Origin of the sequence: Gemmobacter denitrificans (assembly GCF_036964905.1) — a bacterium.
Taxonomy (GTDB): domain Bacteria; phylum Pseudomonadota; class Alphaproteobacteria; order Rhodobacterales; family Rhodobacteraceae; genus Gemmobacter; species Gemmobacter denitrificans.
In genome coordinates, this window is the sequence record NZ_JBALHR010000017.1 from 32,269 (window position 1) to 56,353 (window position 24,085).

The window sequence follows — 24,085 nt, forward strand, 5'->3', positions numbered from 1 at the left end:
GATAGCTGATTCAGGCCGGGCTGTCAGCCCCTTCCTGCAGCGGGTGGGGGCCTTCGTCCCAGTCTTTTGCCAGACGAAAGCCGATCCGCCGCGCAGGGCTTTCCTGCGTCTGATGGGGCACAGCGCGCAGCACCATGTTCAACTGGCTGACATGCTGGACCAGCTGCATCCGTGTGCCATCCTCATCCCGACCATAAAAGGTGATGAGATCAGGGTCGAAATAGCCCAGCCCCTCGATCCGCAGCACCCCGGCATCGCTGCCGGCAAAGCCCATTGCCACCTCGTGCGTGGCATCAAGCTGGCTTTCAAAATTGCGGATATAGAGGATCAGCCGTTCATAGGCCCATTGCGCCTCGCTTTTTTCCGCGGCCGGCTGACGCGACAGGGCGGCGGGCAGGGGTTGCTGTTCGGCAGTCGGGGCCGCATCGGGATCGGCATGGCTGACGCCTGCACAGGGCAGGGCACCACAGGGCAACACGGCGGCCTCCATGGCTTCGGCCGAAGTCTTGATCTCATCCGTCATGCGCGTTCCCAAAGCCAGACACCTTCCGGGGTCAGGACACGCCGGGCCAGGCCGCGATGCAAGAGGTAATTCAGATGGGCCACCGCCTCGACCATGGCGAGGCCATATTCGCCTGGGCCGATCTGGCGCTTGAACAGGGCAGGGAAGCAGTCGCAGGCGGGTTGCGGTGTTGCGATGTGATCCAGCAGCCGGGTTATGGCGGAATGGTGGTTTTCCTCCATCTGGCGCAGGCGCAGGGGCAGGCCGGTGAAGGGCAGCTTGTGGCCCGGCAGCACGAAATGGCGGTCTTCGGCCAGTGCGGCAAAACGCTGGCAAGAGGTGATCCAGTCGCCCAGCGGATCGGCCATCGGTTCGGTCGGGTACACCCCGATATTGGCCGAGATGCCGGGCAAAAGCTGGTCGCCGCCGATCACCAGATCATCGTCAAGGCTCCAGAACGTGGCGTGTTCGGGGGCGTGACCATCGCCCATATGCACCCGCCAGCGCCGCCCGCCCATGGTCAGCACGTCGCCTTCGGTCAGGCGGGTGAAGCCCAGGGGCAGTGGATACACCACATCGGCAAAGTTGAAGGGTCGCTCGCTGGCGCGCTTGGCAAGCAACTCGGGGTCCATGCCTGCGCCGCGCCAGAACGCCATTTGTTCAGGCGTGGCCGTGGCCTGCACATCCAGTGTCAGCATCCGGCCATAAAGCCAGGCGGTGCGTGTGGTCAGCAGTTCTGACCCTTGCGCCTGAAACCACCCGGCAAGTCCGATGTGATCAGGGTGATGATGCGTGACCACCACCCGCCGCACCGGGCGGCCCGCCAAGGGGCCTGCCAGCGCCGCCTGCCAGATCGTGCGGGTCTTGCCAGAGTTCATCCCGGTGTCGATCACCGTCCAGCCATCGCCGTCATCAAGGGCGAAGACATTGATGTGATCCAGCGCCATGGGCAAAGGCAGGCGCAGCCACAGCACACCCTGCGCCAGTTCGACCGCCGCGCCGGGGGCGGGCGGTTCGAAAGGGGTGCGGATCGTCGTCACGAGGCGAGCAGTTCGGGCGTCAGGTCATACAGCCCCGCCGCGCCTTCGCGCATCTGGGCGAGCAGCCCGATATGTTCCGGCAGCAACCGCTTGATCGCGACAGCGGCCAGTGGCAGGCGGGCCGGATCAGCCAGCGCGGCCTTGAGATGGTAATGCCCGCCAAGCACCCGCGCGAAGGCCCGCAGATAGCTGGTGGCCCCGGCGAACCGGTCGTTCAGGTCTTGCGCCAAAAGCCATTCGGTGGCCTCGCGCAGCGCCTCGGCGGCGTTCCATACCGCGCCGGCCAGATCGGGCTGGCTGGTGCGGGCTTCGGCGGCGTGATCCTGAACCTCTTGCAGCAGACGGAAGGCCGCCGCGCCGCCATCCATCATCTTGCGTGCCACAAGGTCCATCGCCTGAATCCCGTTGGTGCCTTCATAGATCGGCAGGATGCGGGCATCACGCAGATATTGCGCGGCGCCGGTTTCCTCGACAAAGCCCATGCCGCCATGCACCTGCACCCCTGCGCTGGCCACTTCATTGCCGACATCGGTGCCAAAGGCCTTGGCGATCGGGGTCAGCAGGGCGGCGCGCGCCTCCCATTCGGCACTGCCCGTGGCGCGCGCCATATCCAGCGCAACGGCGCAGGCCAGACCAATGGCGCGCGCGGTGAACAGGTCCGCCTTCATCGAGGCCAGCATGCGGCGCACATCGGCATGGTCGATGATGCCGGTATTGCCCAGCGGCGTCTTGCCCTGCTTGCGATCCTGCGCATAGGCCAAGGCGTGCTGATAGGCGGCTTCGGCCACCGCGACGCCCTGCATGCCTACGCCAAGACGCGCATTGTTCATCATGGTGAACATGGCGGCCATCCCGCCATGCGGCGCCCCCACCAGCCAGCCCTGTGCGCCATCAAACTGCATCACGCAGGTCGGGCTGCCATGGATGCCCAACTTGTGTTCGATGCTGACGACCTTCAGGCTGTTGGCCTGCCCCGGATTGCCGTTTTCATCGGGCAGGAATTTCGGCACCATGAACAGGCTGATGCCCTTGGTGCCCGGCGCGCCATCGGGCAGGCGGGCCAGAACCAGATGGCAGACATTTTCGACCAGATCGCTGTCGCCCCAGGTGATGAAGATCTTCTGGCCGGTCACCGCATAGCTGCCATCGCCATTCGGTTCGGCCTTCGACCGCAGCGCGCCGACATCCGATCCGGCATGGGGTTCGGTCAGGTTCATCGTGCCCGACCATTCGCCCGAGATCAGCTTGGGCAGATACAGCGCCTTCAACGCGTCGCTGGCGTGATGTTCCAGCGCCTCAATCTGGCCCTGGCTCAGCAGCGGTTTCAGTTGCAGTGCAAGGCAGCCTGCGGCGATCATCTCGTTGACCGCGGTGGACACGGTGAAGGGCAGACCCATCCCGCCATATTCGGGCGAGGAGGCGACGCCCACCCAGCCGCCATCGCGGATCGCGGCATAGGCGCGATCAAAGCCCGGTGCCGCGCGCACCTTGCCATTTTCCAACCGGCTGTGATGCTGATCGCTGCCCCGGTTCAGCGGCGCGATTTCGGTTTCCACCAGCTTGCCCGCTTCCAGCAGGATGGCCTCTACTGTGTCGGGGGTGGCATCGGCGAAAAGCTCGGTGCCGGCGACCTGATCGAAGCCCACGATGCGGTCGAGGACAAAGCGGATTTCGGACACAGGGGCGCGATAGGGCATCTTCTCTCCTTCGCCGCGCTTGGCAAGGGGGCCGCGCGGGTCTATCTGGGATCAATCTTTGTCCAGCAGATTAACGCAAGGTCAAAGCGCCTCAACCTCAACGCTGCGTCACGAATGCCCGAAACCCTGCACCTTGCCGCCACGTCCGATGGCATTGCCAAGGCCGCCTACCTGCTGCGGGCGGGGGGCTTGGTCGCCATGCCGACGGAAACGGTCTATGGGTTGGCTGCAGATGCCTGCGATGACCGGGCGGTGGCGCGGATTTATGCGGCGAAGAATCGGCCCAGTTTCAACCCCTTGATCGTGCATCTTCCAGATATGGCGCAGGTGGCGCGCTTTGCTCTTGTGCCGCCGGGGGCGGAGGCTTTGGCTGCCGCCTTCTGGCCCGGGCCGCTGACCATGGTGCTGCCCCTGCGCGAAGAGTGCGGCCTGTCGCCCCTGGTGACGGCCGGGCTGACCACGGTGGCGATCCGCCTGCCTGCGCATCCGGTGGCGCGTGCCTTGCTGCGCGCCTTTGGCGGGCCGGTGGCGGCACCTTCGGCCAATCCGTCGGGGCGGGTGTCGCCCACGCGGGCCGCGCATGTACTTGCGGGCCTGTCGGGCCGGATCGAGGCGGTGCTGGATGGCGGTGCCTGCGCCGTAGGGGTGGAAAGCACGATCATCGCCATGGATGGACCTGCCGCGCTCTTGCGCCCCGGTGGTGTGTCGGTCGAGGCGATCGAGGCGGTTCTGGGCGCGCAACTCGCGCTGCCGGGCGATCCGGCCACGCCCAAGGCTCCGGGGCAATTGGCCTCGCATTACGCGCCCGAGGCCGGGGTGCGACTGAACGCCGAGACGAAGCAGCCGGGCGAGGTTCTGGTGGGCTTCGGCACAGTGAAGGGCGACCTGACCCTGTCAGACAGCGGCGATCTGCTGGAGGCTGCGGCAAATCTGTTCCACCTGCTGCGCGAGGCGGATGCCTTGGCAGGACCGGGCGGGGCCATTGCCTTTGCCCCTGTGCCGGAAACCGGGCTTGGCCGGGCGATCAACGACCGGCTGCGCCGCGCGGCGGCACCACGATCCTGAAACGGGGGCCTTTCTCGGGGGCATCGAACCCCCGCGAAAGGCGCTGCCGCGGAAGGGGTGTCAGCCTTCCGATTTCTCGTGGTCGGTGCCTGGAACCGGATCATATCCCGATCCGCCCCAGGGGTGGCAGCGGCAGATGCGATGACCTGCCAGCCAACTGCCCCGGATCGCGCCATGGCGTTCCAAGGCCTCCAGCGCATAGGCCGAACAGGTGGGTTGAAAGCGGCAGCCATGGCCGACCCATGGCGAAAAGAGCAGCCGGTAGGCATGGACGGGCAGCGCGATCAGCCGGGCGAGCGGGCTCATGCGCGCCCCTGCTGGCATGGCGCGGTGGTCGGATGGGGAACGGAGCAGGAAACCAAAGCCATTGGCAAGACCCGGGGCTCAGTCCGCTGACGGCGGTTTTTGCGGGCGCGGCGCATGAACCTGCCGCAACGCGTTTGTCAGATCGTCCTTCAGCAAGGCGAAATCGCGGCTGATCGTTGCCCCGGGGCGGCCGACCAGCACATAATCCCAGCCGGGCTGCGCCAGACCCGGCAAAACGGCGCGGACAATTTCGCGCAACCGCCGCTTGGCACGGTTGCGGGCCACGGCGTTGCCGATCTTCTTGGAACAGGTGAAGCCGACACGGATTGCCGGAGTGTCATCATGCCTGTTGCGGGCCTGCAGCAGAAAGCCGCCTGTGCCCTGCCTGCGAGCCTGGGCTGCACGCAGGAAATCGGCGCGTTTGGCCAGAATGGCATAACCTGGGCATGACGAAACCGCCGCGAGACCTTCGGATTTATCCGCAGCGCGGATGGCATCCTCGGTCGGCGGCGGTGTCATGTCGGTCGCTCCGATTGCCCCGAAGGGCATGCAGGCGATCAGGCCGAAAGCTTCTTGCGGCCCACGCGGCGGCGGGCAGCCAGAACCAGACGGCCACCTTTGGTCGCCATACGGGCGCGGAACCCGTGGCGACGCTTGCGAACCAGGTTCGACGGTTGGTAAGTGCGCTTCATCGCGGCTCTCCATCAGACGTGCAGCCCGAAACCCACGGATTCGAAGGCCGCTGCAACTTGAAGCCCTGCCTTTACGGGGGGCTTTGGGGCAAGTCAATTCCGGTCGGGCGGATTTCCGCAAGAAATTGCCGGATTGTCGGGCTGCCAAGGGCATTGCCGCCGGGAAAGACTGTTTTTCGCCGCAGGGCTTTGATAGGCAGGGTGAAACTGCGCCAAAGCCGTGCGCAGGGCTGAGAGGGCAGGCGGACGTGCAGAAGCTGGCGCAGCGCATCCTGAACACGCTTTCCGGGCGCTTCCTGCTGCTGACCGTGGCGTTTGTGATGCTGGCCGAAGTGCTGATCTTCGTGCCCTCCATCGCGCGTTTCCGATATGACTATCTGCAGATGCGGCTGGAAAAGGCGCAGATCGCGTCGCTGGCGCTGGAGGCGGGGGGCATGGTTACCCCCGAGCTGGAGCGCGAATTGCTGGCCAATGCTGGTGTGTTCAACGTGGTGTTGCGGCGCGACGAGGTGCGCCAGCTGGTGCTGTCCTCCGAACTGCCGATGCCGGTGGCAGCGACCTATGATCTGCGCATGGCCAGCTCTTTCGATCTGATCCGCAATGCGCTGGCGGTGCTTGTCGATCCGCGCGAACAGGTGATGCGGGTGATCGGCCAACCGGTGCAGCAGGCAGGGCTGCTGATCGAAATCACCGTGCTGCAAGGCCCGCTCCGGCGCGAGATGCTGGATTACGGGCTGCGCATCCTGCTGTTGTCGGCATTGATTTCGGCCATCACGGCGGCGCTGCTGTTTCTGGCGGTCCGGCGGCTGATGGTGCTGCCGATCCGCCGGGTGGTGCGGCATATGCAGGCCTACGCAATGGCCCCCGAAGATGCGCGGCTCGTCATCACCCCCACGGCGCGGGTGGTGGAGTTGCGCGATGCCGAATCCGCATTGGCGCAGATGCAGACCGATCTGATCGGGGCGCTGCGGCAAAAGGCGCGGCTGGCCCAACTGGGCGGAGCGGTTGCCAAGATCAGCCACGACCTGCGTAATATCCTGACCTCGGCCCAGCTTTTTGCGGATCGGATCGAACAAAGCGCCGATCCGGTTGTGGCGCGTGCGGCGCCCAAGCTGGTGAATTCGATCAGCCGGGCAGTGTCGTTGTGCGAATCGACCCTTGCCTTTGGCAAGGCCGAGGAACATCCGCCGCGGTTGACCCGGCTGTCGCTGCGTCCGCTGGTCGAGGATGTGGCCGAAGGCGAAGGTCTGTCTTCTGACAGCGATCCGGCCTGCCTGATCGACGTGCCGCCGGGACTGATGATCCGTGCCGATGCCGAACAGGTGCAGCGGGTGCTGGCCAATCTGGTGCGCAATGCCCGCCAGGCGATCGAGGCAACCGGCCAGTCCGGTGGCACCATCGAACTCGCGGCGGGCGAAGACGAGCGGGATTGGTGGATCAAGGTGGGCGATACGGGCCCCGGTCTGCCGCCCAAGGCGCGCGACCATCTGTTCACCGCCTTTCAGGGCGGCGCGCGCAAGGGCGGCTCGGGCCTTGGGCTTGCCATTGCGGCGGAACTGGTGCGCGGCCATGGTGGCCGGATCGAATTGTTGCGCAGCGATGCCGAAGGGACCGAATTCCTGATCCATCTGCCGAAATCCGGCCCGGTGGATGACGAGACGGCCTAAGCCCTGCGGCAGATCGGATCGGCCAGCAGCCGCAGCCCGTTCAGCACCACCAGCACCGTGCCGCCCTCATGCCCCAGCACGGCCAAAGGCAGCGGCAGATCAAAGAACAGCCCGCCGATCACCAGCACCACCATCGCGCCAATGGCAAAGATCAGGTTCTGCCGGATGATCCGTGCCGTCCGCTGTGCCAGCGCATGGGCCTTGGCCAACTGTCCCATCTCATTCGACAAAAGCGCCACATCGGCAGCCTGCAAGGCCACCTCCGATCCGGCCACCCCCATGGCAATACCCACATCGGCCCGCGCCAGCGCGGCGGCGTCATTCACGCCATCGCCCACAAAGGCCACCTTGGCCTTGCCTGCCAGCGTGGCGACCAGCGCCACCTTATCTTCGGGCAAAAGGTCGGCGTGGATTTCGGGGCCGCTCAGCCCCAATTCGGTGCCGATTCGTTCGGCCACCGGGCGGCGGTCGCCGGTCATCAGCGCCAAAGCCATGCCGCGCGCCTTCAGCGCCGCCAGCGCCGCGCGCGAGCTTTCGCGCGGACGGTCGGCCACGGTCACGGCGCCCAGAACCTGCGCGCCGCGCCCCAGCCAGATCAGCGTCTCCGCTCCGTCTTGCGCCGCCAGATGGGGCAGGGGGGCGCCCATCCGCGCCGCCATGCGCGGATTACCCGCCCAGATCATGCCCACGCTATCGCGCCCGGTGATCCCCTCACTCGGATGGGCCTGCACCTCGGTCACCGACTCGGCCGCCAACCCCTGCTCGGACAACGCGCGGCGGATGGCCTCGGCAATGGGATGTTCTGATTGCGCCTCCAGCCCGCCCAGTTTGCGCAGGAAGGCCGCCTCATCCTCGGCATGAATCCCCGTCACCTCGGCCTTGCCGGTGGTCAGCGTGCCGGTCTTGTCAAAGGCGAAGGCGCGCACCTCGGCCAGCGTTTCCAGCGCCGCGCCGCCCTTGAACAGCACACCCCCGCGCGCTGCCGCCGACAGCGCCGAAAGGATCGCCGCAGGAACCGAGATCACCACAGCGCAAGGGCTTGCCGCCACCAGCACCGTCGCCGCCTTGTAAAGCGCCTCTTGCGGCGCATGACCCAGCAGCCAGAATCCGGCATAGGCCAAGCCCGCCCCGAGCAGCACCAGCACGGTGTAGCGCTGGCCAAACCATTCCGAAAAGCGTTCCGAGGGCGCGCGGGCCGCCTGCGCCTCGGTCACCAACGCCACCATGCGCGCCACGGTGCTCTCAGAGGCGCTCCGCGTCACCCGCACCTCCAGCACGCCATTCAGGTTCACCACAGCTTCAAAGACCGGCTCGCCAGGGCCGCGATGCACCGGCATTGATTCGCCGGTGAGGGTGGACAGGTCCATCGAGGCCTCGCCGCTCTCGATCACCCCATCCACTGGCACTCGCCCGCCGGGCCGCACGATCACCAGATCGCCGGGTCTCAGCTGGGCCGAGGGCACCTCGGTCACGCCATCTGCGGTTTTCAGCAGCGCCGTATCGGGGCGCAGCGCCATCAGCGCCTCCACAGCGCGGCGGGCGCGGCCCATGGCGCGATGTTCCAGCGCCTCGGACAGGGCGAACAGCGTCAGCAGCACCGCCCCTTCCAGCGCTGAACCCACCAGCGCCGCCGCCAGCGCGGCGAGGGCCATCAGCAGGTCGATATCCAGCCGGTGATGCTGCCAAAGCTCGCGCAGCGCGCCGATCAGCGTGGGCAGCCCTCCGGCGAGATAGACTGTTATCAGCCCGACAGGCCCCCAGGGGCCGGGAATCAGAAAGGCATCCAGCAGCGCCGCCGCCATCCCGGCCAGGGTGAAGCCGGTCAACAGCGTTTCAAAATGCGCTTCGGGCTGGCTGTGGTCATGTGCCATGGCGGGCCTCGCTTTCGCGAGAAGCTTAGGCGGTCAGTCGCCCTTCGGCAAAGCCCGTGATCCGTGCCGTGACAATCTGCCCCTCGGGCATATTCCGATCAAAGGCCACTTCGGTGAATTGTTCCGTGCGGCCCAAACGCGGTCCTTCCATCAGGATCTGGTGGGTGACACCGATCTGTGCACCCAGATGCTGGGCCAGGGCCGCATCCCCCACGGCGCGCAGCCGGGCGGCGCGTTCCTTGATGATCGGGCCTTTCACCTGCGGCATCCGCGCGGCGGGCGTGCCTTTGCGCGGGCTGAAGGGGAAGACATGCAGGAAGGTGAGGCCGCAATCTTCCACCAGCTTCACCGAATTGGCGAACATCTCCTCGGTTTCCGTCGGGAACCCGGCGATGATATCGGCGCCAAAGACGATCTCAGGCCGCAAGCGGCGCGCATCCTCGCAAAAGCGAATCGCATCGTCGCGCAGGTGGCGGCGCTTCATCCGTTTCAAGATCATGTCATCACCCGCCTGCAATGACAGGTGCAGATGCGGCATCAGGCGCGGCTCGGTCGCGATGGCCTGCATCAGCGCCTCATCCGCCTCGATACTGTCGATGCTGGAGATGCGCAGGCGCGGCAGATCGGGCACGAGCTTCAGGATGCGCATCACCAGATCGCCCAGGCGCGGCTCGGCCGGCAGATCGGCGCCCCAGGAGGTCAGATCAACGCCGGTCAGCACCACCTCGTTGAAGCCCTTGTCCACCAGGCGCTTGATCTGCTCCACCACCACACCTGCGGGCACCGAGCGCGAATTGCCCCGGCCAAAGGGGATGATGCAGAAGGTGCAGCGATGGTCGCAGCCATTTTGCACCTGCACATATGCGCGGTGGCGGCCAAAGCCATCAATCAGATGGCCCGCCGTTTCCTTGACCGACATGATGTCATCGACCTGCACCTTTTCGGTGGTGCCGATCAGATCAGGCACCCGCAGCCCGGCCCAGGTTTCGGCCTGCATCTTTTCGGTATTGCCGACCACCTTGGTCACTTCGGGCATGGCGGCAAAGGTTTCGGGTTCGGTTTGCGCGGCGCAGCCGGTCACGATCACCGGGGCGCCGGGGTTTTCGCGCGCCAAACGGCGAATCTCCTGCTTGGCCTTGCGCACAGCCTCTGCCGTCACGGCGCAGGTGTTCACCACAACGGCATTGGAAACCCCTGCCGCCGCCGCCAATTCCTTCATCGCCTCGGTTTCATAGGCGTTCAGACGACAGCCGAGGGTGGAGAAGACCGGCGCGCTCACAGCAGCCCATCCAGAAAGGCGGGTGAGAGCATGCCATCAAACACCCGCGCCACCGGCCCGGCCATCCAGACGCCATCTTCGCGCCAGTCGATTTCCAGCACGCCACCATCAAGGTCGAGCGTCACGCGCCGCCCGGTCAGCCCGCGCAGATGCGCCGCCACCGCCGTGGCACAGGCACCCGAGCCGCAGGCCAGTGTGATGCCCGCCCCGCGCTCCCACACCCGCATGCGCAGGCGGTCCGGGCCGGTCAGGCTCGCGAATTCCACATTGGTGCGCTGCGGGAACAGCGGGTCGGTTTCGATCCGCCGGCCGTCTTGTGCCACATCCACCGCTTCGGCATCGGGGACGAAGAACACGCAATGCGGATTGCCCATGCCCACGGCCACCGGATCGCCCGGCAGCGGCAGGTGATCGGTATCCACGGCATGAGAGAGCGGCAGTTCGGTCCAGTCGCGCTGCGGCTGGCCCATATTCACGCTCACCCGGCCATCGGCCAGCCGCACTGCCCGCAAGTCGCCGCGCGGCGTGACAAGATGCACCGCCTCGCGGCCCAACTGCCCCATCATGTAATCCGACACGCAGCGCGTGGCATTGCCGCAAGCTCCCGCCCGGCTGCCATCGCTGTTCCAGAAATCCAGTGCAAAATCAGCGGTCTCGCTATCACGAATCTCGGCCAGCTGATCAAAGCCCACGCCGCGATTGCGGTCGCCAAGCGCACGCGCCAGCGCAGGGGTTGTCACCGCCCCACGCCCGCGCGAGTCGATGATCACAAAATCGTTGCCTGCCCCGTGCATCTTCATGAACGGCAGGCCTGTGGGGAATTGGCTATCCATGCCGGGCTTTTACCCTCTGCGGGAAGATTCTGCCAGAGAGGTGCGAATTTGTGTTTTTTCGCTCTTGACCCCCCCGCGGTGCTTCCGTAGATACCCGCTCACAGACGGCGGGCCGGTAGCTCAGTTGGTAGAGCAACTGACTTTTAATCAGTGGGTCACAGGTTCGAATCCTGTCCGGCTCACCACTGTCTTCCAAAGACCCGGGCTTAAATGCCCGGGTTTTTTGGTTTTTCGGGCGTTTTTTGTTTCGGACGCGGACGGCACTTCGCACCGGTGCAGCAAAAAGGGCGCCCGCAGGCGCCCTGTTCAGTTCTTCATGCCATCCCAGAAGCTTTTTACCTTGGAAAAGAAGGAATTGGCCTCGGGGTTGTTCTCTTCGCTCAGCTTTTCGAACTCACGCAGCAGTTCTTTCTGACGTGCGGTCAGATTGACCGGGGTTTCCACGACCAGTTCGATCAGCAGGTCGCCCACGCCGCCCCCACGCAAGGCAGGCATGCCTTTGCCACGCAGACGCATCTGCTTGCCGGTCTGGCTGCCCGGTGGCACCTTCACCCGCGACCGACCGCCGTCAATGGTTGGCACCTCGACCTCGCCGCCCATGGCTGCAGTGGTCATGGGTACGGGCACCCGGAAGAACAGATGCAGCCCGTCGCGCTGAAAGATCGGGTGGTCGCGCACTTCGATGAAGATATAGAGATCGCCGGTCGGCCCTCCGCGCAGGCCCGCCTCGCCCTCACCGGCCAGCCGGATGCGGGTTCCGGTTTCCACGCCTGCCGGGATATTGACCGACAGCGCACGGTCCTTTTCCACCCGGCCTGCACCGCCGCAGATCTTGCAGGGGTTCTTCACCATCTGCCCGGTGCCGTTGCAGGTGGGGCAGGTGCGTTCGACGGTGAAGAAACCTTGCTGCGCGCGCACCTTGCCCATGCCCGAACAGGTGGGGCAGGTGACAGGTTCCGCGCCGCCCTCGGCCCCGGTGCCGTGACAGCCGTCGCAGGCAACCGATGCGGGCACGTTGATGGTTTTCTGGACGCCCTTGAACGCCTCTTCCAGTGTCACACGCAGATTGTAGCGCAGGTCCGACCCGCGCTGCGCCCGGGACCGTGCGCCCGCCCCGCGCCCGCCCCCCATGAAATCGCCGAACAGATCCTCGAACACGTCCGAAAAGGCGGATGCGAAATCGCCATTGCCGCTGAAGCCGCCGCGCTGGCCGCCACCGCCGCCCATGCCACCTTCAAAGGCCGCATGGCCATAGCGGTCATAAGCCGCCTTCTTTTCGGGATCCTTCAGCACATCATAGGCTTCGTTCACTTCCTTGAACTGCGCCTCGGCCTGCGGATTGTCGGCGTTGCGGTCGGGGTGCAGCTCTTTCGCCTTCTGGCGATAGGCTTTCTTCAGCTCCTCGGCGGAAGCCCCGCGAGATGCGCCGAGCACCTCGTAATAGTCGCGTTTTGCCATGGCCCAACCCTTTCATGGAACCGGGAAGGGCGGCCCGTTGCCGGACCGCCCTCTTGCCGTTTCCAGCGGTCTTACTTCCGCTTGCCTTCGCCGAGATCTTCGAAATCGGCATCGACGATGTTGTCATCTGCCGCGCGGGGGCCATCATCCTCGGCGCCATCGGCATCGGCTGCCTGCGCCTTGTAGATCGCCTCGCCCAGCTTCATCGCCGCTTCGGTCAGGTTCTGGATGCCACCCTTGATCTTGCCGGCATCTTCGGACTTGAGCGTTTCTTCCAGCGCGCCCATCGCCAGTTCGATCACCTCGACGGTGGACGGGTCCACCTTGTCGGAATGTTCGGCCAGCGACTTCTTGGTCGAATGCAGCAGGCTTTCGCCCTGATTGCGGGCCTCGACCAGTTCCTTGCGCTTCTTGTCGGCCTCGGCATTGGCCTCAGCGTCGCGTACCATCTTTTCGATCTCGTCATCGGACAGACCGCCCGAAGCCTGGATCGTGATGTTCTGCGACCGACCGGTGCCCTTGTCCTTGGCCGAAACCGACACGATGCCGTTGGCGTCGATGTCGAAGGTCACCTCGATCTGGGGCATGCCGCGCGGAGCGGGCGGAATGTCTTCCAGATTGAACTGGCCCAGCATCTTGTTGTCGGCGGCCATTTCGCGCTCGCCTTGGAACACGCGGATCGTCACGGCGTTCTGGTTGTCCTCGGCGGTGGAGAAGACCTGCGATTTCTTGGTCGGGATGGTGGTGTTCCGGTCGATCAGACGGGTGAACACGCCGCCCAGCGTTTCAATCCCCAGCGAAAGCGGGGTCACGTCGAGCAGAACCACGTCCTTCACGTCGCCCTGCAACACGCCCGCCTGAATGGCTGCACCAAGCGCCACAACTTCATCAGGGTTCACGCCCTTGTGGGGTTCCTTGCCGAAGAACTTGGTCACTTCCTCGATCACGCGGGGCATACGGGTCATACCGCCGACCAGAACGACCTCGTCAATGTCACCGATGGACAGACCGGCATCCTTCAGCGCGGCCTGGCAGGGCTTCATGGACCGCTTGATCAGGTCATCCACCAGGCTTTCCAGCTTGGCGCGGGTAAGCTTCATGACCATGTGCAAAGGCGTGCCCGAGTTGCGGTCCATGCTGATGAACGGCTGGTTGATCTCGGTCTGCTGGCTGGAGGACAGTTCGATCTTGGCCTTTTCGGCGGCTTCCTTCAGGCGCTGCAGGGCCATCTTGTCCTGCGTCAGGTCAACGCCATGCTCTTTCTTGAACTCCTCGGCGAGGTAATTCACGATGCGCATGTCGAAATCTTCGCCACCGAGGAAAGTGTCGCCGTTGGTCGATTTCACTTCGAACAGACCATCGTCGATTTCCAGGATGGTGATGTCGAAGGTGCCGCCGCCAAGGTCATAGACGGCGATGGTCTTGGTGTCTTTCTTGTCAAGCCCGTAGGCCAGCGCGGCAGCGGTCGGTTCGTTGATGATGCGCAGCACCTCAAGCCCGGCGATCTTGCCCGCGTCCTTGGTTGCCTGACGCTGCGCGTCGTTGAAATAGGCAGGCACGGTGATCACGGCCTGGGTGACGGTCTCGCCCAGATAGGCCTCGGCGGTTTCCTTCATCTTCTGCAGGATCATGGCCGAAACCTGGCTTGGCGAATATTTCTCGCCACGCACTTCCACCCAGGCATCGCCATTGCCGCCATTCACCACGGCGTAAGGCAGATTCTTCTTGTCCTTCGCGATATGGGCATCATCTGCCCGGCGCCCGATCAGGCGCTTGACCGCGAAAATGGTATTGGCGGGGTTGGTGACAGCCTGACGCTTGGCGGCCTGACCGACAAGGCGTTCGGTTTCGGTGAAACCGACGATCGACGGCGTGGTGCGCGCGCCTTCCGAATTTTCGATGACGCGGGGCTGCGATCCATCCATGATGGCAACGCAGGAGTTGGTGGTCCCGAGGTCAATCCCGATGACTTTGGCCATGATAAGTTACCTCTTCCTTCGGCGATGTTGTGGGGGCAGAGCCATTGCGGCCTCTGTCCCCGATCCCAGTGAACGGTCGGTGCGGCCCGCACCTTTCCGCTTCCCGGCGTATATAGGCAGGCCCCGCAGGCCCTGCAAGCATGACGGGTTCGTGAAACCTGCCGGGAAGTGGTGAAAATTGCGTTCAGGGCTGTAATGAACAGCAGCCGGTCAGCGCAGATTCCGCGCTGTTGCCCGCAAGGCCGGGGCGCAGCCGCCCGGTCACGGCAATGCCAAAGCGGCGGTCGCTCATCCCGTCGCTGCAGGCGCGGGCTTCCATCATCAGATCGCCCCCGGCGACCGCATCGCCAAAGCTGACGGTCGCGCGGCCCGCCTCTCCCTGCCGTGTACCCAAAGGCAGCCGATGCTCGGGCAGGCCGGGTTCTTCACGGCGCAGGGTGTCTTGCGCGGGCATCAGTGTGAGCGACCAGAAGGGTTCGGTGCCAAAGCAGCGCAGCGTGCCGGTCAGGCGGAACCAGTCATCCCCCGGGCGGCGGGTCAGATACTTCAGATAGGCCCAGCCCGCGCCTTCGCCGGTGTTGACCAAACCCCAATTGCCCTGCCGCCCCACAACCTCGACCATATGGGCATTTGCGGGCAGGGTGCCGACAATCGGCGCCCGCGCATTGGGTTCAGCCCGGATGTTCAGCACATCGTTTGCAGCGACGCCATTCACATCATACGACCCCGGCAAGGTTTCGGCAGCAGCAGAGCCTGCCAGTCCCAGCAGGGCAAACAGAGCGGACCGGATCATTGCTTTGCGGTCCAACTGGCCGAAATATGTTTGCGGGTGAAATGTTCGCCCATCAGGCCCAGCACGATGAAGGCCCCGGTAATGACAATCGGATAGGTCAGGTTGGTGTAATGCGGGTGGTAGTTCAGAAAGATGTAGCCACGGCCCTGATCGATGATGTGGAACAACGGGTTCCAGAAGAACCAGGCCAGAATATGCCCCGGCATCATGTTGGCCACGAACATCTTGCCCGAGGCGATCATGTTCGCGCGCATGTAGATCTGCACCACCAGACCGAAGAAATCCGGGGCCCAGGGCTTCACCGCCATGATGAGCATGCCGATGCCCACCCCGGAGGCCCAGGACAGGATGACAATACCCAAGGCCCCGATCGGTTCATGGATGGTGATCGGGGTAAAGGCGACGTGGTACACATACAGGACCACCGACAAAGACAGCATCTGCAGGTAAAGCGCGCTGAGCGCTGCCGAGGCGATGGCGACGATGGTGTTCATCGGGGCATGTTTCATCATGGCCGAAGTCGGGCCTTCGGCCCCGGACACGGCGCCGACCGTCTTGGTATGGGTCATGAACATGAACACGCCGGACATGACATACAGCACGAAATCGCCCCGGATTGCCGACCGTGCGCCGCCCATGATCGTCATCATGGTGTAGAACACCACGATCAGCAGAACGGTCTGCACGATATTCAGCAGCAGCCCCATCACGGCATTGCCATGCCGCTTGCGCACATTGCGCACGGCGGCATGAAAAATCAGCTCCAGCATATTCAGTGCGGAGCCGGCGGCCGTCGTTGGTCTCGCGGGCTGAAACATCCTGCCGAACCTCGTTATCTGGCGGCATTGCCATATTGCGCGGGAAATCTTGCCGTTCCCTTAGCGAGCGATGATAAGGAGAAAACGATTTGCAAGCAACTGTGCGGCCAAGGGTCGCCGGACCCGGAGCCGTTTCATGGATTTCACCCGCCTTGTCCCCGTCATCCGCCGCCTCGCGCTCGAGGCAGGCGACCGGATCATGGAGGTCTACAACAGCCCCGATTTCGAGGTGAAATCCAAGGGGGATGCAAGCCCGGTGACCGAGGCGGACGAAGCTGCCGACGCGCTGATTTCGGCCGGTCTGCGGGCCGAATTTCCCGATGTCACACTGATCACCGAAGAACAGGCGGCCAGCCATGCGCTGACTGCGCAGACCTTCCTGATTGTCGATCCGCTGGATGGCACCAAGGAATTCATCCAGCGGCGTGGCGATTTCACCGTGAACATCGCCTATGTTGAAAATGGCGTGCCGGTGCATGGGGTGGTTTATGCCCCGGCGCAGGGGCGGCTGTTCTATACTCTGCCCGAGGGCGGTGCGGTGGAGGAAACCGGTGCGCTCCACAAGGATCACCCCGGAGAGCTGCGCCGGATCGGGGTTTCCAGCCCCGATAATGCCGCGCTGATGGTGGTGGCCTCGAAATCGCACCGCGATGCGGCAACGGATGACTATATCAACAAATACAATGTGAAGGACATGCGATCCGCCGGGTCTTCGCTGAAGTTCTGCCTTGTGGCGACGGGTGAGGCCGACCTTTACCCGCGCCTTGGCCGCACCATGGAATGGGACACGGCGGCGGGCGATGCGGTGCTGCGCGGCGCGGGCGGCCATGTGGTGCGCTTTGACGATCACACACCGCTGGCCTATGGCAAACAGGGCTGGGACAACCCGTTCTTCATCGCCTATGCTCCCGGCGTGGACCTGAAAACCGGCGTGGACCTGAAAAAATGAGCGTGCTGATCGCCATTCCCGCCCGCTATGCCTCCACCCGCTATCCGGGCAAGCCGCTTGTCACGCTGAACGGGCCAGATGGGGCAAAGACTCTGATCCAGCGCAGCTGGGAAGCGGCGCGCGCTGTCAAAGGCGTGGATCGCGTGGTGGTGGCCACCGATGATGACCGGATCAAGACCCATGCCGAAGGCTTTGGCGCCGAGGTGGTGATGACCTCGCCGAGCTGTCAGAACGGCACCGAACGCTGCGCCGAAGTGGCGGGTAAGCTGCCCGGCTTTGAAATGGTGGTGAACCTGCAGGGCGATGCGCCGTTGACGCCCGCGTGGTTCGTCGAAGACCTGATCGCCGGGCTGCGCGCTGACAGCCAGGCCGATATTGCCACGCCCGTGCTGCGCTGTGATGGCCGCGCGGTCAGCGGCTTTCTGGCCGACCGCCGCGCCGGCCGCGTGGGTGGCACCACGGCGGTGTTCGGTGCGGGCGGGCGGGCGCTCTATTTCTCAAAAGAGGTCATCCCCTATACCGGGAAGACCTATGCCGATGATGACCCGACCCCGGTCTTCCATCATGTCGGCGTCTATGCCTATCGCCCCCGCGCGCTGCGCGCCTATCCCAGCTGGCCGATCGGTCCGCTGGAGGTGTTGGAGGGGCTGGAGCAACTGCGCTTTCTCGAACAGGGGCGCAATGTGCTTTGTGTGGAAGTGGATGCCAAGGGCCGCCAGTTCTGGGAGCTGAATAACCCCGAAGATGTGCCCCGGATCGAGGCGATGATGGCTGAGATGGGCGCCCGGTGAACGATTTACCCACGATCAGCGTGATCGTGGTCAGTTGGCAGCGGCATGACGATCTGCGCCGCTGCCTGATGTCGTTGCAGCAGCAGGATCACCCGGCGCTGGAGCTTGTCGTCGTGGCCGACGCAAGCGGTGTTGATCTGGCAAGCCGGATCCTGTCTGCCACCGGCGGGCAAGCCCGGTTGATCCCAAATCCGGGCGGCAATATCTCGGTCGCACGCAATCTGGGCCTGATGCAAGCCGCAGGGGAGGTGGTCGGGTTCATTGATGATGACGCCGCCGCAGAACCGACCTGGGCCAGACGTCTGGCGGCCGCCTTCCATGATCCCGCAGTGGCGGCCGCGACCGGCTTCACCCGGGGTCGCAACGGGATATCGCTGCAATGGCGGGCGGCTGGCGTCGATGCGACAGGGCATGACCACCCGCTGGAGGTGCCCGATCAGGGTGGCATTTGGAACGGCAGATCCGGGTATGCCATCAAACCTGTGGGCACAAATTGCGCCTTCCGCCGCGCTATGCTGCTGCAGGCGGGGGGCTTTGATCCTGCCTATCGCTTCTATCTCGACGATGCTGATGTCGGTATGCGCTTGGCTGCATATGGGGCCACGGCTGTGGTGCCCCTGGCGCAAGTGCAGCATGGCTTTGCCGCCAGCACCCGCCGCCGTGCTGATCGCGTGCCGCTGGACCTGACCGACATCGGTGCCTCGACCATGGTCTTTCTGCGCCGCCATGCTGTGCCCGATTTATGGCCCACCGCGCTGGCGCGGCTGAGGGCTGAGCAGCGGCAAAGGGTGCTTCGGCATATGGTGGCGGGGCGTATTCTGCCCGGCGATGTGTCCCGCCTGCTTGCCTCGCTCGAGGCTGGAATCACCGAAGCGACCAAGCGCAATCTGCCCCGGATCACCCCGTTACAACCCGAAGTTCTGCGCTTTCAGCCTCTTGCAGGCATAGGACCGCGCCCGGCGCGGCTGATTTCCGGGCGCATTTGGCAAGGCCACAAGCTGGCAGCGCAGGCGCGACGCGCATTGGCGGAAGGGGAACTGCCCACGGTGATTCGTCTCAGTCCGACCAGCCTGCGCCACCACGCTGGATTCACCGAGGGCGGATGGTGGGAACAGCGCGGCGGCTTGTTCGGGGCGTCGGACCGGCGCGATCCCCCCTTCCGGTTCTGGCGCTTTGCCAGGCGCGTCGCCCGCGAGGCGGCACATTGGGCAAAACTGCGCCCATTGGTCCCCGACGAACCGCAAGACCCTGATCCAAACCCTTGAGCCGCACGACCGGTCACAGTATGTGGCTGCGACATCCGTGCAATTCTTTCGAAAGATCGAACGGTGCGGCGTGTTTTTTGAACTTTTCCGTGCCTTTTCCGGCTAAACTTCTGCAATCCGGGACGTGCGAACCGACCCTAAGCCGTGTTCGGCGCCAGTGAACAGAGAATCGAGCGAGATCATGAAGACCAAGAAGGTGAGCAAGGCAGTTTTCCCTGTTGCGGGATTGGGCACACGGTTTCTGCCTGCGACCAAGTCGATCCCGAAAGAGATCATGACCCTGGTTGACCGGCCGCTGATCCAGTATGCGATCGACGAGGCGCGCGCCGCCGGGATCAAGGAATTCATCTTCGTGACGTCGCGCGGTAAATCAGCGCTGGAAGATTACTTCGATCACGCGCCGGAACTGGAAAGCGAACTGCGCAAGAAGGGCAAAACCGATCTGCTGGAAGTCCTGAAGGATACCAACATGGATTCGGGTGCCATCGCCTATGTGCGGCAGAACCGTCCGATGGGGTTGGGCCATGCCGTCTGGTGTGCCCGTCGTCTGATCGGCAACGAGCCCTTCGCGGTGCTGCTGCCCGATGACGTGATTGCCGCTGAAAAGCCCTGCCTGCAGCAGATGGTCGAAGCCTACGAACAGACCGGCGGCAATATGGTCGCCGCGATGGAGGTTCCGCCCGCCAAGGCCTCCAGCTATGGCGTGCTCGACATTGCCGAGGATATGGGCTCCATCATCAAGGCCAAGGGCATGGTTGAAAAGCCCAAGGCCGAAGAGGCCCCGTCGAACCTTGCCGTGATCGGTCGCTACATCCTGTCGCCCAAGGTGCTGACCAACCTGAACCGCATGAAGCAGGGCGCGGGTGGTGAAATCCAGCTGACCGACGCGATTGCCGAAGAAATCGGTGGCGACGGTGGCGGGGTCTATGGCTATCGCTTCCGCGGCCAGCGCTATGATTGCGGATCGAAAGCTGGCTTCCTGCAGGCGACGGTCGCCTTCGGTCTGTCGCGCCCCGACCTGCGTGATGAATTCGCCTCGTACCTCAATGATACGGTCGCGCTTCAGAAGGCGGCGCAGTAACCCATGCCACAGCCCGCGCGGCTGCTTGATCTGACGCGGCTTGTGTCGCGTCTGGGCAAGGGGCCGTTGACCGGGGTGGATCGGGTTGAGCTCGCCTGGGCGGAGCATTTGCTGCAGGGGGATGCCATGGGCATTCCCCTGTTTGCTTTGGTGCGGTTGCGCGCGGGATTTGCCTTGCTTGGATCGGGCGGCGTTGCGGCCATCGTTGCGCAAGCACAGGGGCGGTCCGCCTTGCCCGAAGCCGATCTGTTGGCCCGCCTGATGCGGCGGGACGATCCCGCACGCGCGCGGGCGGAAACGCTGCTGCGTGGGCATGCCATCGCGCGCTGCCTGCCTTTCGGGCTGGCGTCCATGCTGGCGCGGTATCTGCCGCCTGGGACAGCCTATTTCAACATGGGCCATGCCAATCTTGCGCCGCGCGTTTTTGCCGCGCAGCGCGGGCCGCGCCTTGTGCTGCTGCATGATACGATCCCGATTGATTTCCCGGAATTCACGCGCCCCGATATTCCGGCGGTCTTTGCCCGCAAACTGGCGGCCATCTCTGCCGGGGCAGATCTGGTGATCCACAGCACCGCTGCAGCCCGGGCTGCGTCGGAGCGCCACCTGATGCAGGCCGGACGGGTGCCACCGGGGATCGTTGCGCCATTGGGGGTGGTTGTTGCCGCGCCTGGTGCGTTTCATCTTCCTGGGCTTGATCCATCGCGGCCGTGGTTTGTGACGATCGGAACGATCGAGCCGCGCAAGAACCATGCGCTCTTGCTGGATGTCTGGCAGGGGCTGGCGGCCCGCCTGCCCGCTGATGCCATGCCGCAATTGGTGATCGCGGGGAGCCGCGGCTGGTCGAACGCGGCGGTCTTTGCCCGGCTCGATACCCGGCCCCCCCATGTGATCGAAGCCCCTGGCCTGGGCGATTCTGCGCTGTCTGGTCTGCAGGCCGGGTCGCAGGGGTTGTTGTTTCCCAGCTTTGCCGAAGGCTATGGCCTGCCCCCGGCGGAAGCCGCTGCACTGGGCGTGCCTGTATTCGCGTCACCCCTGGCTGCGGTGCGTGAGGTTCTGGGTGACTATCCGGTTTACCTTGACAATACGGACAGTTATTCTTGGATGGAAACAATTGAACGGGCGGTCACGGCGGGACGACCCACAGACAGGCAGTGTTTCGCTGTGCGCGGGGGGCGCCGGCCTTGGGTGCCGCCAACATGGGACAGTCACTTCAACACTGTCTTAAAGGCGGTCTGATAGGTCTGGACGGGAACGTCCGGCCAAAACGGGTGGAGTAATTGGGGATCCTGTCAACATATCGGCTGCGTCTGGCGCGCAAGCGGTGGCGGTTTCGCGCGTTTCGCAAACGGCGCGAATTGAAGCCTGTTGTCAGCCGGGTGGCCGATATCCGCAAGCATGATCTTCTGTTGTTCTGTACGCTCAGAAATGAACGTACGAGACTGCCGTATTTTCTGCGCTACTACCGTGATCTTGGCATCAACCATTTCTTTTTTGTGGACAATGGCTCGGATGACGGATCGCGCGAATATCTGGCGCAACAGGGCGATGTGTCGCTGTGGATCACGAATGCCAGCTACAAGCGCTCGCGCTTTGGCATTGACTGGATCAATTGGCTCTTGATGCGCTACGGCCATGGCCATTGGACCATGGTGGTCGATGCCGATGAATTCTTTGTCTTTCCCTTCTGTGATACCCGACCTCTGCGCGCCTTGACCGATTGGCTGGAGGCCAGCTCGATCCGATCCTTCTCGGCCATGTTGCTCGACATGTATCCCAAGGGGCCGATCTATCAGACCCCTTATCGCGAAGGGCAAGACCCGTTCGAAATCGCCAGCTGGTTCGACAGTGGCAATTACACGATGGCCAAGAACAAGTTGTACGGCAATCTGTGGATTCAGGGTGGCCCCCGCGCCCGGATGTTCTTTGGCACCAATCCTGAACGTGCGCCTGCTCTGAACAAGGTGCCGCTTGTGCGCTGGCACCGCGATTATGCCTATGTCAGTTCCACCCATATGCTGCTGCCACGCGGGCTTAATCTGGTCTATGACGAATGGGGGGGCGAAAAGGCGTCGGGCGTGCTGCTGCATGCCAAATTCCTGGATACGCTGACGCAAAAGGCCGAAGAGGAAATGGCCCGCAATCAGCACTATGCCAACAGCCACGAATATCGCGCCTATCGTGAAGGTCTGGCTGACAGCCCTGACATGTGGTGCAAATGGAGCGAGAAATACATCAACTGGCGCCAGCTTGAGATTCTCGGGCTGATGTCCAAGGGCAACTGGGCATGAGGAGGGCAGGGTGACCGTCGGCTTTGTCATGCTCTGCCATACCGCGCTGGACCGCGCGGCCCAGGTGGCGCGGCACTGGGCCGAGCGTGGCTGCCCGGTGGTCATTCATGTAGACAAACGCGTCCGGAAGGGGGCGATGAGCCGGCTGCGCCGCGATCTCGAAGGTGTGGCCGACATCCGCTATAGCGAACGCTTCGCCTGCGAATGGGGCACCTGGGGGTTGGTTGCGGCCACGCAGGCGGCCTCCAGCCTGATGCTGCGCGAATTTCCGGGGGTGCGGCATGTCTTTCTTGCTTCCGGCTCCTGCATGCCATTGCGGCCGGTCGAAGAACTCGTGGCCTATCTCGATGAACGCCCGCGCACCGATTTCATCGAAAGCGTCACCACCGAAGATGTGGGCTGGACGATCGGCGGGTTGAATATCGAACGCTTCACCCTGCGCTTCCCGTTTTCCTGGCGCAAGCATCGCCGCCTGTTCGATGCCTATGTCCGTATCCAGCGCCGTCTGGGTATCCGCCGCCGCATTCCGGCCGGTCTCGTGCCGCATCTGGGCAGCCAATGGTGGTGCCTGACCCGCCAGACGCTGAGCGCGATCCTCGAAAGCCCGGACCGGGCTGAACATGATCGCTATTTCCGGCGGGTCTGGATCCCGGACGAAAGCTATTTCCAGACCCTTGTCCGGCAGGTTTCCAGCAATGTCGAAAGCCGGTCGCTGACGCTTTCCAAGTTCGATTTTCAGGGGAAGCCGCATATCTTCTATGACGACCATCTGCAGCTGTTGCGCAAGTCGGACTGTTTTGTTGCGCGCAAGATCTGGCCGCAGGCGGGCAAGCTTTATCGCACCTTCCTGAATGACGACCGCATCGGTCAGGCCCCGGCAGAACCCAATCCGGGCAAGATCGACCGGCTGTTTGCCAAGGCGGTGGAACGGCGTACCAAAGGGCGTGCCGGGCTTTACATGCAAAGCCGCTATCCCAATCAGAATTGGGAAAACGGGGTGACTGCAGCTCCCTATTCCGTGTTTGAAGGCTTTGCCGACCTGTTCGAGAATTTCGAAACCTGGTTGGGCAAATCGGCGGGCACCCGGGTGCATGGTCATATCTTTTCGCCCGAACGGGTGGAATTCGCCGGAGGCGAAAGGATCTACAATGGCGGCATCAGCGACAGTGCGGCGCTGCGCGATTACAACCCGCAGAATTTTCTGTGCAATCTGATCTGGAACACCCGGGGTGAACGCCAGTGCTTCCAGTTCGGCCCCGGCGATGTGCAGAAGATCGCCCCCTTCCTCGCCCGCGATCCCAACGCGCAGATTTCGGTGATCTCGGGCGCATGGGCGGTGCCGTTGTTCCATGCCAACCAGAATTTCAGCGATATCCGCAAGGAAGCCGCACGCCTGCAGAAGATCGAAATGGCACATCTTGCCGTGCTGCGGGCCGTCACGGCCAAGGCGCGCATCCGGGTATGGACCTTGGCCGAGTTCATTGAAAATCCGATGGAGCCCTTGCAGACCATCATCGACGAAATCAGCCCACGGTCGTTGCGCCGGCTGACCGAAGCCCCGCGCATGCGCGATCTGACCGGGTTTGGCCAATTCCTGCAGAACCTGCGCAATCAGGGCATGCAGCCGATCCTGATGGGTGATTTCCCCGCCGGCGATGATCCCCGCCCCAGCAGCACGCGGCGCGGCCGCCCCTATCTGGTGAAATGACCT

22 protein-coding genes and 1 tRNA gene are annotated in these 24,085 nt (G+C 63.9%); 10 read left to right on the forward strand and 13 right to left on the reverse strand.

Going from position 1 to position 24,085, the window contains the following annotated elements; all coding sequences use genetic code 11:
• Positions 1 to 10 precede the first annotated feature (10 nt).
• The 3 genes from V6590_RS18410 to V6590_RS18420 are packed head-to-tail and all read right to left on the reverse strand — an operon-like array spanning position 11 to position 3,239.
• Positions 11 to 523, reverse strand: a complete 513-nt coding sequence (locus tag V6590_RS18410; protein WP_335425160.1) for a DUF6173 family protein — start codon at positions 521 to 523, stop codon at positions 11 to 13.
• Complete coding sequence (locus V6590_RS18415; protein WP_335425161.1) at positions 520 to 1,542, reverse strand: MBL fold metallo-hydrolase; 1,023 nt, start codon at positions 1,540 to 1,542, stop codon at positions 520 to 522. Before V6590_RS18415 ends, V6590_RS18410 begins: the two co-directional genes overlap by 4 nt.
• The gene (locus V6590_RS18420; protein ID WP_335425162.1) at positions 1,539 to 3,239 is read right to left on the reverse strand and encodes an acyl-CoA dehydrogenase; all 1,701 of its coding nucleotides are present in this window, start codon (positions 3,237 to 3,239) and stop codon (positions 1,539 to 1,541) included. Before V6590_RS18420 ends, V6590_RS18415 begins: the two co-directional genes overlap by 4 nt.
• A 114-nt stretch (positions 3,240 to 3,353) precedes the next feature.
• On the opposite strand from V6590_RS18420, the gene V6590_RS18425 reads away from it, so the two are divergent.
• Complete coding sequence (locus V6590_RS18425) at positions 3,354 to 4,304, forward strand: L-threonylcarbamoyladenylate synthase (protein WP_335425163.1); 951 nt, start codon at positions 3,354 to 3,356, stop codon at positions 4,302 to 4,304.
• A gap of 60 nt (positions 4,305 to 4,364) precedes the next feature.
• On the opposite strand, the gene yidD is transcribed toward V6590_RS18425, so the two are convergent.
• The 3 genes from yidD to rpmH all read right to left on the reverse strand — a co-directional run bounded on the left by yidD (position 4,365) and on the right by rpmH (position 5,302).
• Entirely contained in the window at positions 4,365 to 4,610 is a 246-nt protein-coding gene (gene yidD / locus V6590_RS18430) for a membrane protein insertion efficiency factor YidD (protein WP_335425164.1), read from the reverse strand.
• Positions 4,611 to 4,688: 78 nt separating this feature from the next.
• Positions 4,689 to 5,129 carry a ribonuclease P protein component gene (gene rnpA / locus V6590_RS18435; RefSeq protein ID WP_335425165.1) on the reverse strand — a complete coding sequence of 147 codons (441 nt, stop codon included), beginning with the start codon at positions 5,127 to 5,129 and terminating at the stop codon, positions 4,689 to 4,691.
• Positions 5,130 to 5,167: 38 nt separating this feature from the next.
• The gene (rpmH, locus tag V6590_RS18440; RefSeq protein ID WP_149141565.1) at positions 5,168 to 5,302 is read right to left on the reverse strand and encodes a 50S ribosomal protein L34; all 135 of its coding nucleotides are present in this window, start codon (positions 5,300 to 5,302) and stop codon (positions 5,168 to 5,170) included.
• 320 nt (positions 5,303 to 5,622) lie between these two features.
• Between rpmH and V6590_RS18445 the strand changes: the two genes are divergently transcribed.
• On the forward strand, positions 5,623 to 6,969 hold the full coding sequence (locus tag V6590_RS18445; protein WP_335425192.1) for a sensor histidine kinase: 1,347 nt from the start codon (positions 5,623 to 5,625) through the stop codon (positions 6,967 to 6,969).
• On the opposite strand, the gene V6590_RS18450 is transcribed toward V6590_RS18445, so the two are convergent.
• The 3 genes from V6590_RS18450 to dapF are packed head-to-tail and all read right to left on the reverse strand — an operon-like array spanning position 6,966 to position 10,952.
• Complete coding sequence (locus V6590_RS18450) at positions 6,966 to 8,840, reverse strand: heavy metal translocating P-type ATPase (RefSeq protein WP_335425167.1); 1,875 nt, start codon at positions 8,838 to 8,840, stop codon at positions 6,966 to 6,968. The two genes, V6590_RS18445 and V6590_RS18450, sit on opposite strands and share 4 nt — an antisense overlap.
• Before the next feature lie 25 nt (positions 8,841 to 8,865).
• Positions 8,866 to 10,119, reverse strand: coding sequence for a tRNA (N(6)-L-threonylcarbamoyladenosine(37)-C(2))-methylthiotransferase MtaB (mtaB, locus tag V6590_RS18455; RefSeq protein WP_335425168.1), 1,254 nt, complete (start codon positions 10,117 to 10,119; stop codon positions 8,866 to 8,868).
• The gene (gene dapF / locus V6590_RS18460; protein WP_335425169.1) at positions 10,116 to 10,952 is read right to left on the reverse strand and encodes a diaminopimelate epimerase; all 837 of its coding nucleotides are present in this window, start codon (positions 10,950 to 10,952) and stop codon (positions 10,116 to 10,118) included. Before dapF ends, mtaB begins: the two co-directional genes overlap by 4 nt.
• 109 nt (positions 10,953 to 11,061) lie before the next feature.
• On the opposite strand from dapF, the gene V6590_RS18465 reads away from it, so the two are divergent.
• A tRNA-Lys gene (locus V6590_RS18465) sits at positions 11,062 to 11,137 on the forward strand.
• Between the two features lie 121 nt (positions 11,138 to 11,258).
• Here V6590_RS18465 and dnaJ read toward each other — a convergent pair.
• The 4 genes from dnaJ to V6590_RS18485 form a co-directional block, all read right to left on the reverse strand.
• The gene (gene dnaJ / locus V6590_RS18470) at positions 11,259 to 12,410 is read right to left on the reverse strand and encodes a molecular chaperone DnaJ (protein WP_335425170.1); all 1,152 of its coding nucleotides are present in this window, start codon (positions 12,408 to 12,410) and stop codon (positions 11,259 to 11,261) included.
• Between the two features lie 71 nt (positions 12,411 to 12,481).
• The gene (dnaK, locus tag V6590_RS18475) at positions 12,482 to 14,389 is read right to left on the reverse strand and encodes a molecular chaperone DnaK (RefSeq protein WP_335425171.1); all 1,908 of its coding nucleotides are present in this window, start codon (positions 14,387 to 14,389) and stop codon (positions 12,482 to 12,484) included.
• Between the two features lie 184 nt (positions 14,390 to 14,573).
• Complete coding sequence (locus V6590_RS18480) at positions 14,574 to 15,182, reverse strand: SH3 domain-containing protein (protein ID WP_335425172.1); 609 nt, start codon at positions 15,180 to 15,182, stop codon at positions 14,574 to 14,576.
• Entirely contained in the window at positions 15,179 to 15,952 is a 774-nt protein-coding gene (locus V6590_RS18485; protein ID WP_335425173.1) for an ABC transporter permease, read from the reverse strand. Before V6590_RS18485 ends, V6590_RS18480 begins: the two co-directional genes overlap by 4 nt.
• A gap of 184 nt (positions 15,953 to 16,136) precedes the next feature.
• Here V6590_RS18485 and cysQ point away from each other — a divergent pair, with 184 nt between their 5' ends.
• The 7 genes from cysQ to V6590_RS18520 all read left to right on the forward strand — a co-directional run bounded on the left by cysQ (position 16,137) and on the right by V6590_RS18520 (position 24,082).
• Positions 16,137 to 16,949 carry a 3'(2'),5'-bisphosphate nucleotidase CysQ gene (gene cysQ / locus V6590_RS18490; protein ID WP_335425174.1) on the forward strand — a complete coding sequence of 271 codons (813 nt, stop codon included), beginning with the start codon at positions 16,137 to 16,139 and terminating at the stop codon, positions 16,947 to 16,949.
• Positions 16,946 to 17,740, forward strand: coding sequence for a 3-deoxy-manno-octulosonate cytidylyltransferase (locus V6590_RS18495; RefSeq protein WP_335425175.1), 795 nt, complete (start codon positions 16,946 to 16,948; stop codon positions 17,738 to 17,740). The genes cysQ and V6590_RS18495 overlap by 4 nt, the downstream gene beginning before the upstream one ends.
• Entirely contained in the window at positions 17,737 to 19,005 is a 1,269-nt protein-coding gene (locus V6590_RS18500) for a glycosyltransferase family 2 protein (RefSeq protein WP_335425176.1), read from the forward strand. The genes V6590_RS18495 and V6590_RS18500 overlap by 4 nt, the downstream gene beginning before the upstream one ends.
• 181 nt (positions 19,006 to 19,186) lie before the next feature.
• Positions 19,187 to 20,086 (forward strand): UTP--glucose-1-phosphate uridylyltransferase GalU, encoded by a 900-nt coding sequence (galU, locus tag V6590_RS18505; protein WP_335425177.1) that lies wholly within the window; start codon positions 19,187 to 19,189, stop codon positions 20,084 to 20,086.
• A gap of 3 nt (positions 20,087 to 20,089) precedes the next feature.
• Positions 20,090 to 21,322: a glycosyltransferase gene (locus V6590_RS18510; RefSeq protein ID WP_335425178.1), complete on the forward strand. Its 1,233-nt coding sequence runs from the start codon at positions 20,090 to 20,092 to the stop codon at positions 21,320 to 21,322.
• Positions 21,323 to 21,363: 41 nt separating this feature from the next.
• Complete coding sequence (locus V6590_RS18515; protein WP_335425179.1) at positions 21,364 to 22,374, forward strand: glycosyltransferase family 2 protein; 1,011 nt, start codon at positions 21,364 to 21,366, stop codon at positions 22,372 to 22,374.
• Between the two features lie 10 nt (positions 22,375 to 22,384).
• Positions 22,385 to 24,082 carry a DUF5927 domain-containing protein gene (locus V6590_RS18520; protein WP_491546700.1) on the forward strand — a complete coding sequence of 566 codons (1,698 nt, stop codon included), beginning with the start codon at positions 22,385 to 22,387 and terminating at the stop codon, positions 24,080 to 24,082.
• Positions 24,083 to 24,085 lie beyond the last annotated feature (3 nt).

Bases quoted from the DNA above. Each gene is read 5' to 3' on its own strand.
- V6590_RS18410 (WP_335425160.1), bottom strand. From the start codon at position 523: ATGACGGATGAGATCAAGACTTCGGCCGAAGCCATGGAGGCCGCCGTG.
- V6590_RS18420 (WP_335425162.1), bottom strand. From the start codon at position 3,239: ATGCCCTATCGCGCCCCTGTGTCCGAAATCCGCTTTGTCCTCGACCGC.
- V6590_RS18425 (WP_335425163.1), top strand. From the start codon at position 3,354: ATGCCCGAAACCCTGCACCTTGCCGCCACGTCCGATGGCATTGCCAAG.
- yidD (WP_335425164.1), bottom strand. From the start codon at position 4,610: ATGAGCCCGCTCGCCCGGCTGATCGCGCTGCCCGTCCATGCCTACCGG.
- rnpA (WP_335425165.1), bottom strand. From the start codon at position 5,129: ATGACACCGCCGCCGACCGAGGATGCCATCCGCGCTGCGGATAAATCC.
- rpmH (WP_149141565.1), bottom strand. From the start codon at position 5,302: ATGAAGCGCACTTACCAACCGTCGAACCTGGTTCGCAAGCGTCGCCAC.
- V6590_RS18445 (WP_335425192.1), top strand. From the start codon at position 5,623: ATGCTGGCCGAAGTGCTGATCTTCGTGCCCTCCATCGCGCGTTTCCGA.
- V6590_RS18450 (WP_335425167.1), bottom strand. From the start codon at position 8,840: ATGGCACATGACCACAGCCAGCCCGAAGCGCATTTTGAAACGCTGTTG.
- dapF (WP_335425169.1), bottom strand. From the start codon at position 10,952: ATGGATAGCCAATTCCCCACAGGCCTGCCGTTCATGAAGATGCACGGG.
- dnaJ (WP_335425170.1), bottom strand. From the start codon at position 12,410: ATGGCAAAACGCGACTATTACGAGGTGCTCGGCGCATCTCGCGGGGCT.
- dnaK (WP_335425171.1), bottom strand. From the start codon at position 14,389: ATGGCCAAAGTCATCGGGATTGACCTCGGGACCACCAACTCCTGCGTT.
- V6590_RS18480 (WP_335425172.1), bottom strand. From the start codon at position 15,182: ATGATCCGGTCCGCTCTGTTTGCCCTGCTGGGACTGGCAGGCTCTGCT.
- V6590_RS18485 (WP_335425173.1), bottom strand. From the start codon at position 15,952: ATGCTGGAGCTGATTTTTCATGCCGCCGTGCGCAATGTGCGCAAGCGG.
- cysQ (WP_335425174.1), top strand. From the start codon at position 16,137: ATGGATTTCACCCGCCTTGTCCCCGTCATCCGCCGCCTCGCGCTCGAG.
- V6590_RS18495 (WP_335425175.1), top strand. From the start codon at position 16,946: ATGAGCGTGCTGATCGCCATTCCCGCCCGCTATGCCTCCACCCGCTAT.
- galU (WP_335425177.1), top strand. From the start codon at position 19,187: ATGAAGACCAAGAAGGTGAGCAAGGCAGTTTTCCCTGTTGCGGGATTG.
- V6590_RS18510 (WP_335425178.1), top strand. From the start codon at position 20,090: ATGCCACAGCCCGCGCGGCTGCTTGATCTGACGCGGCTTGTGTCGCGT.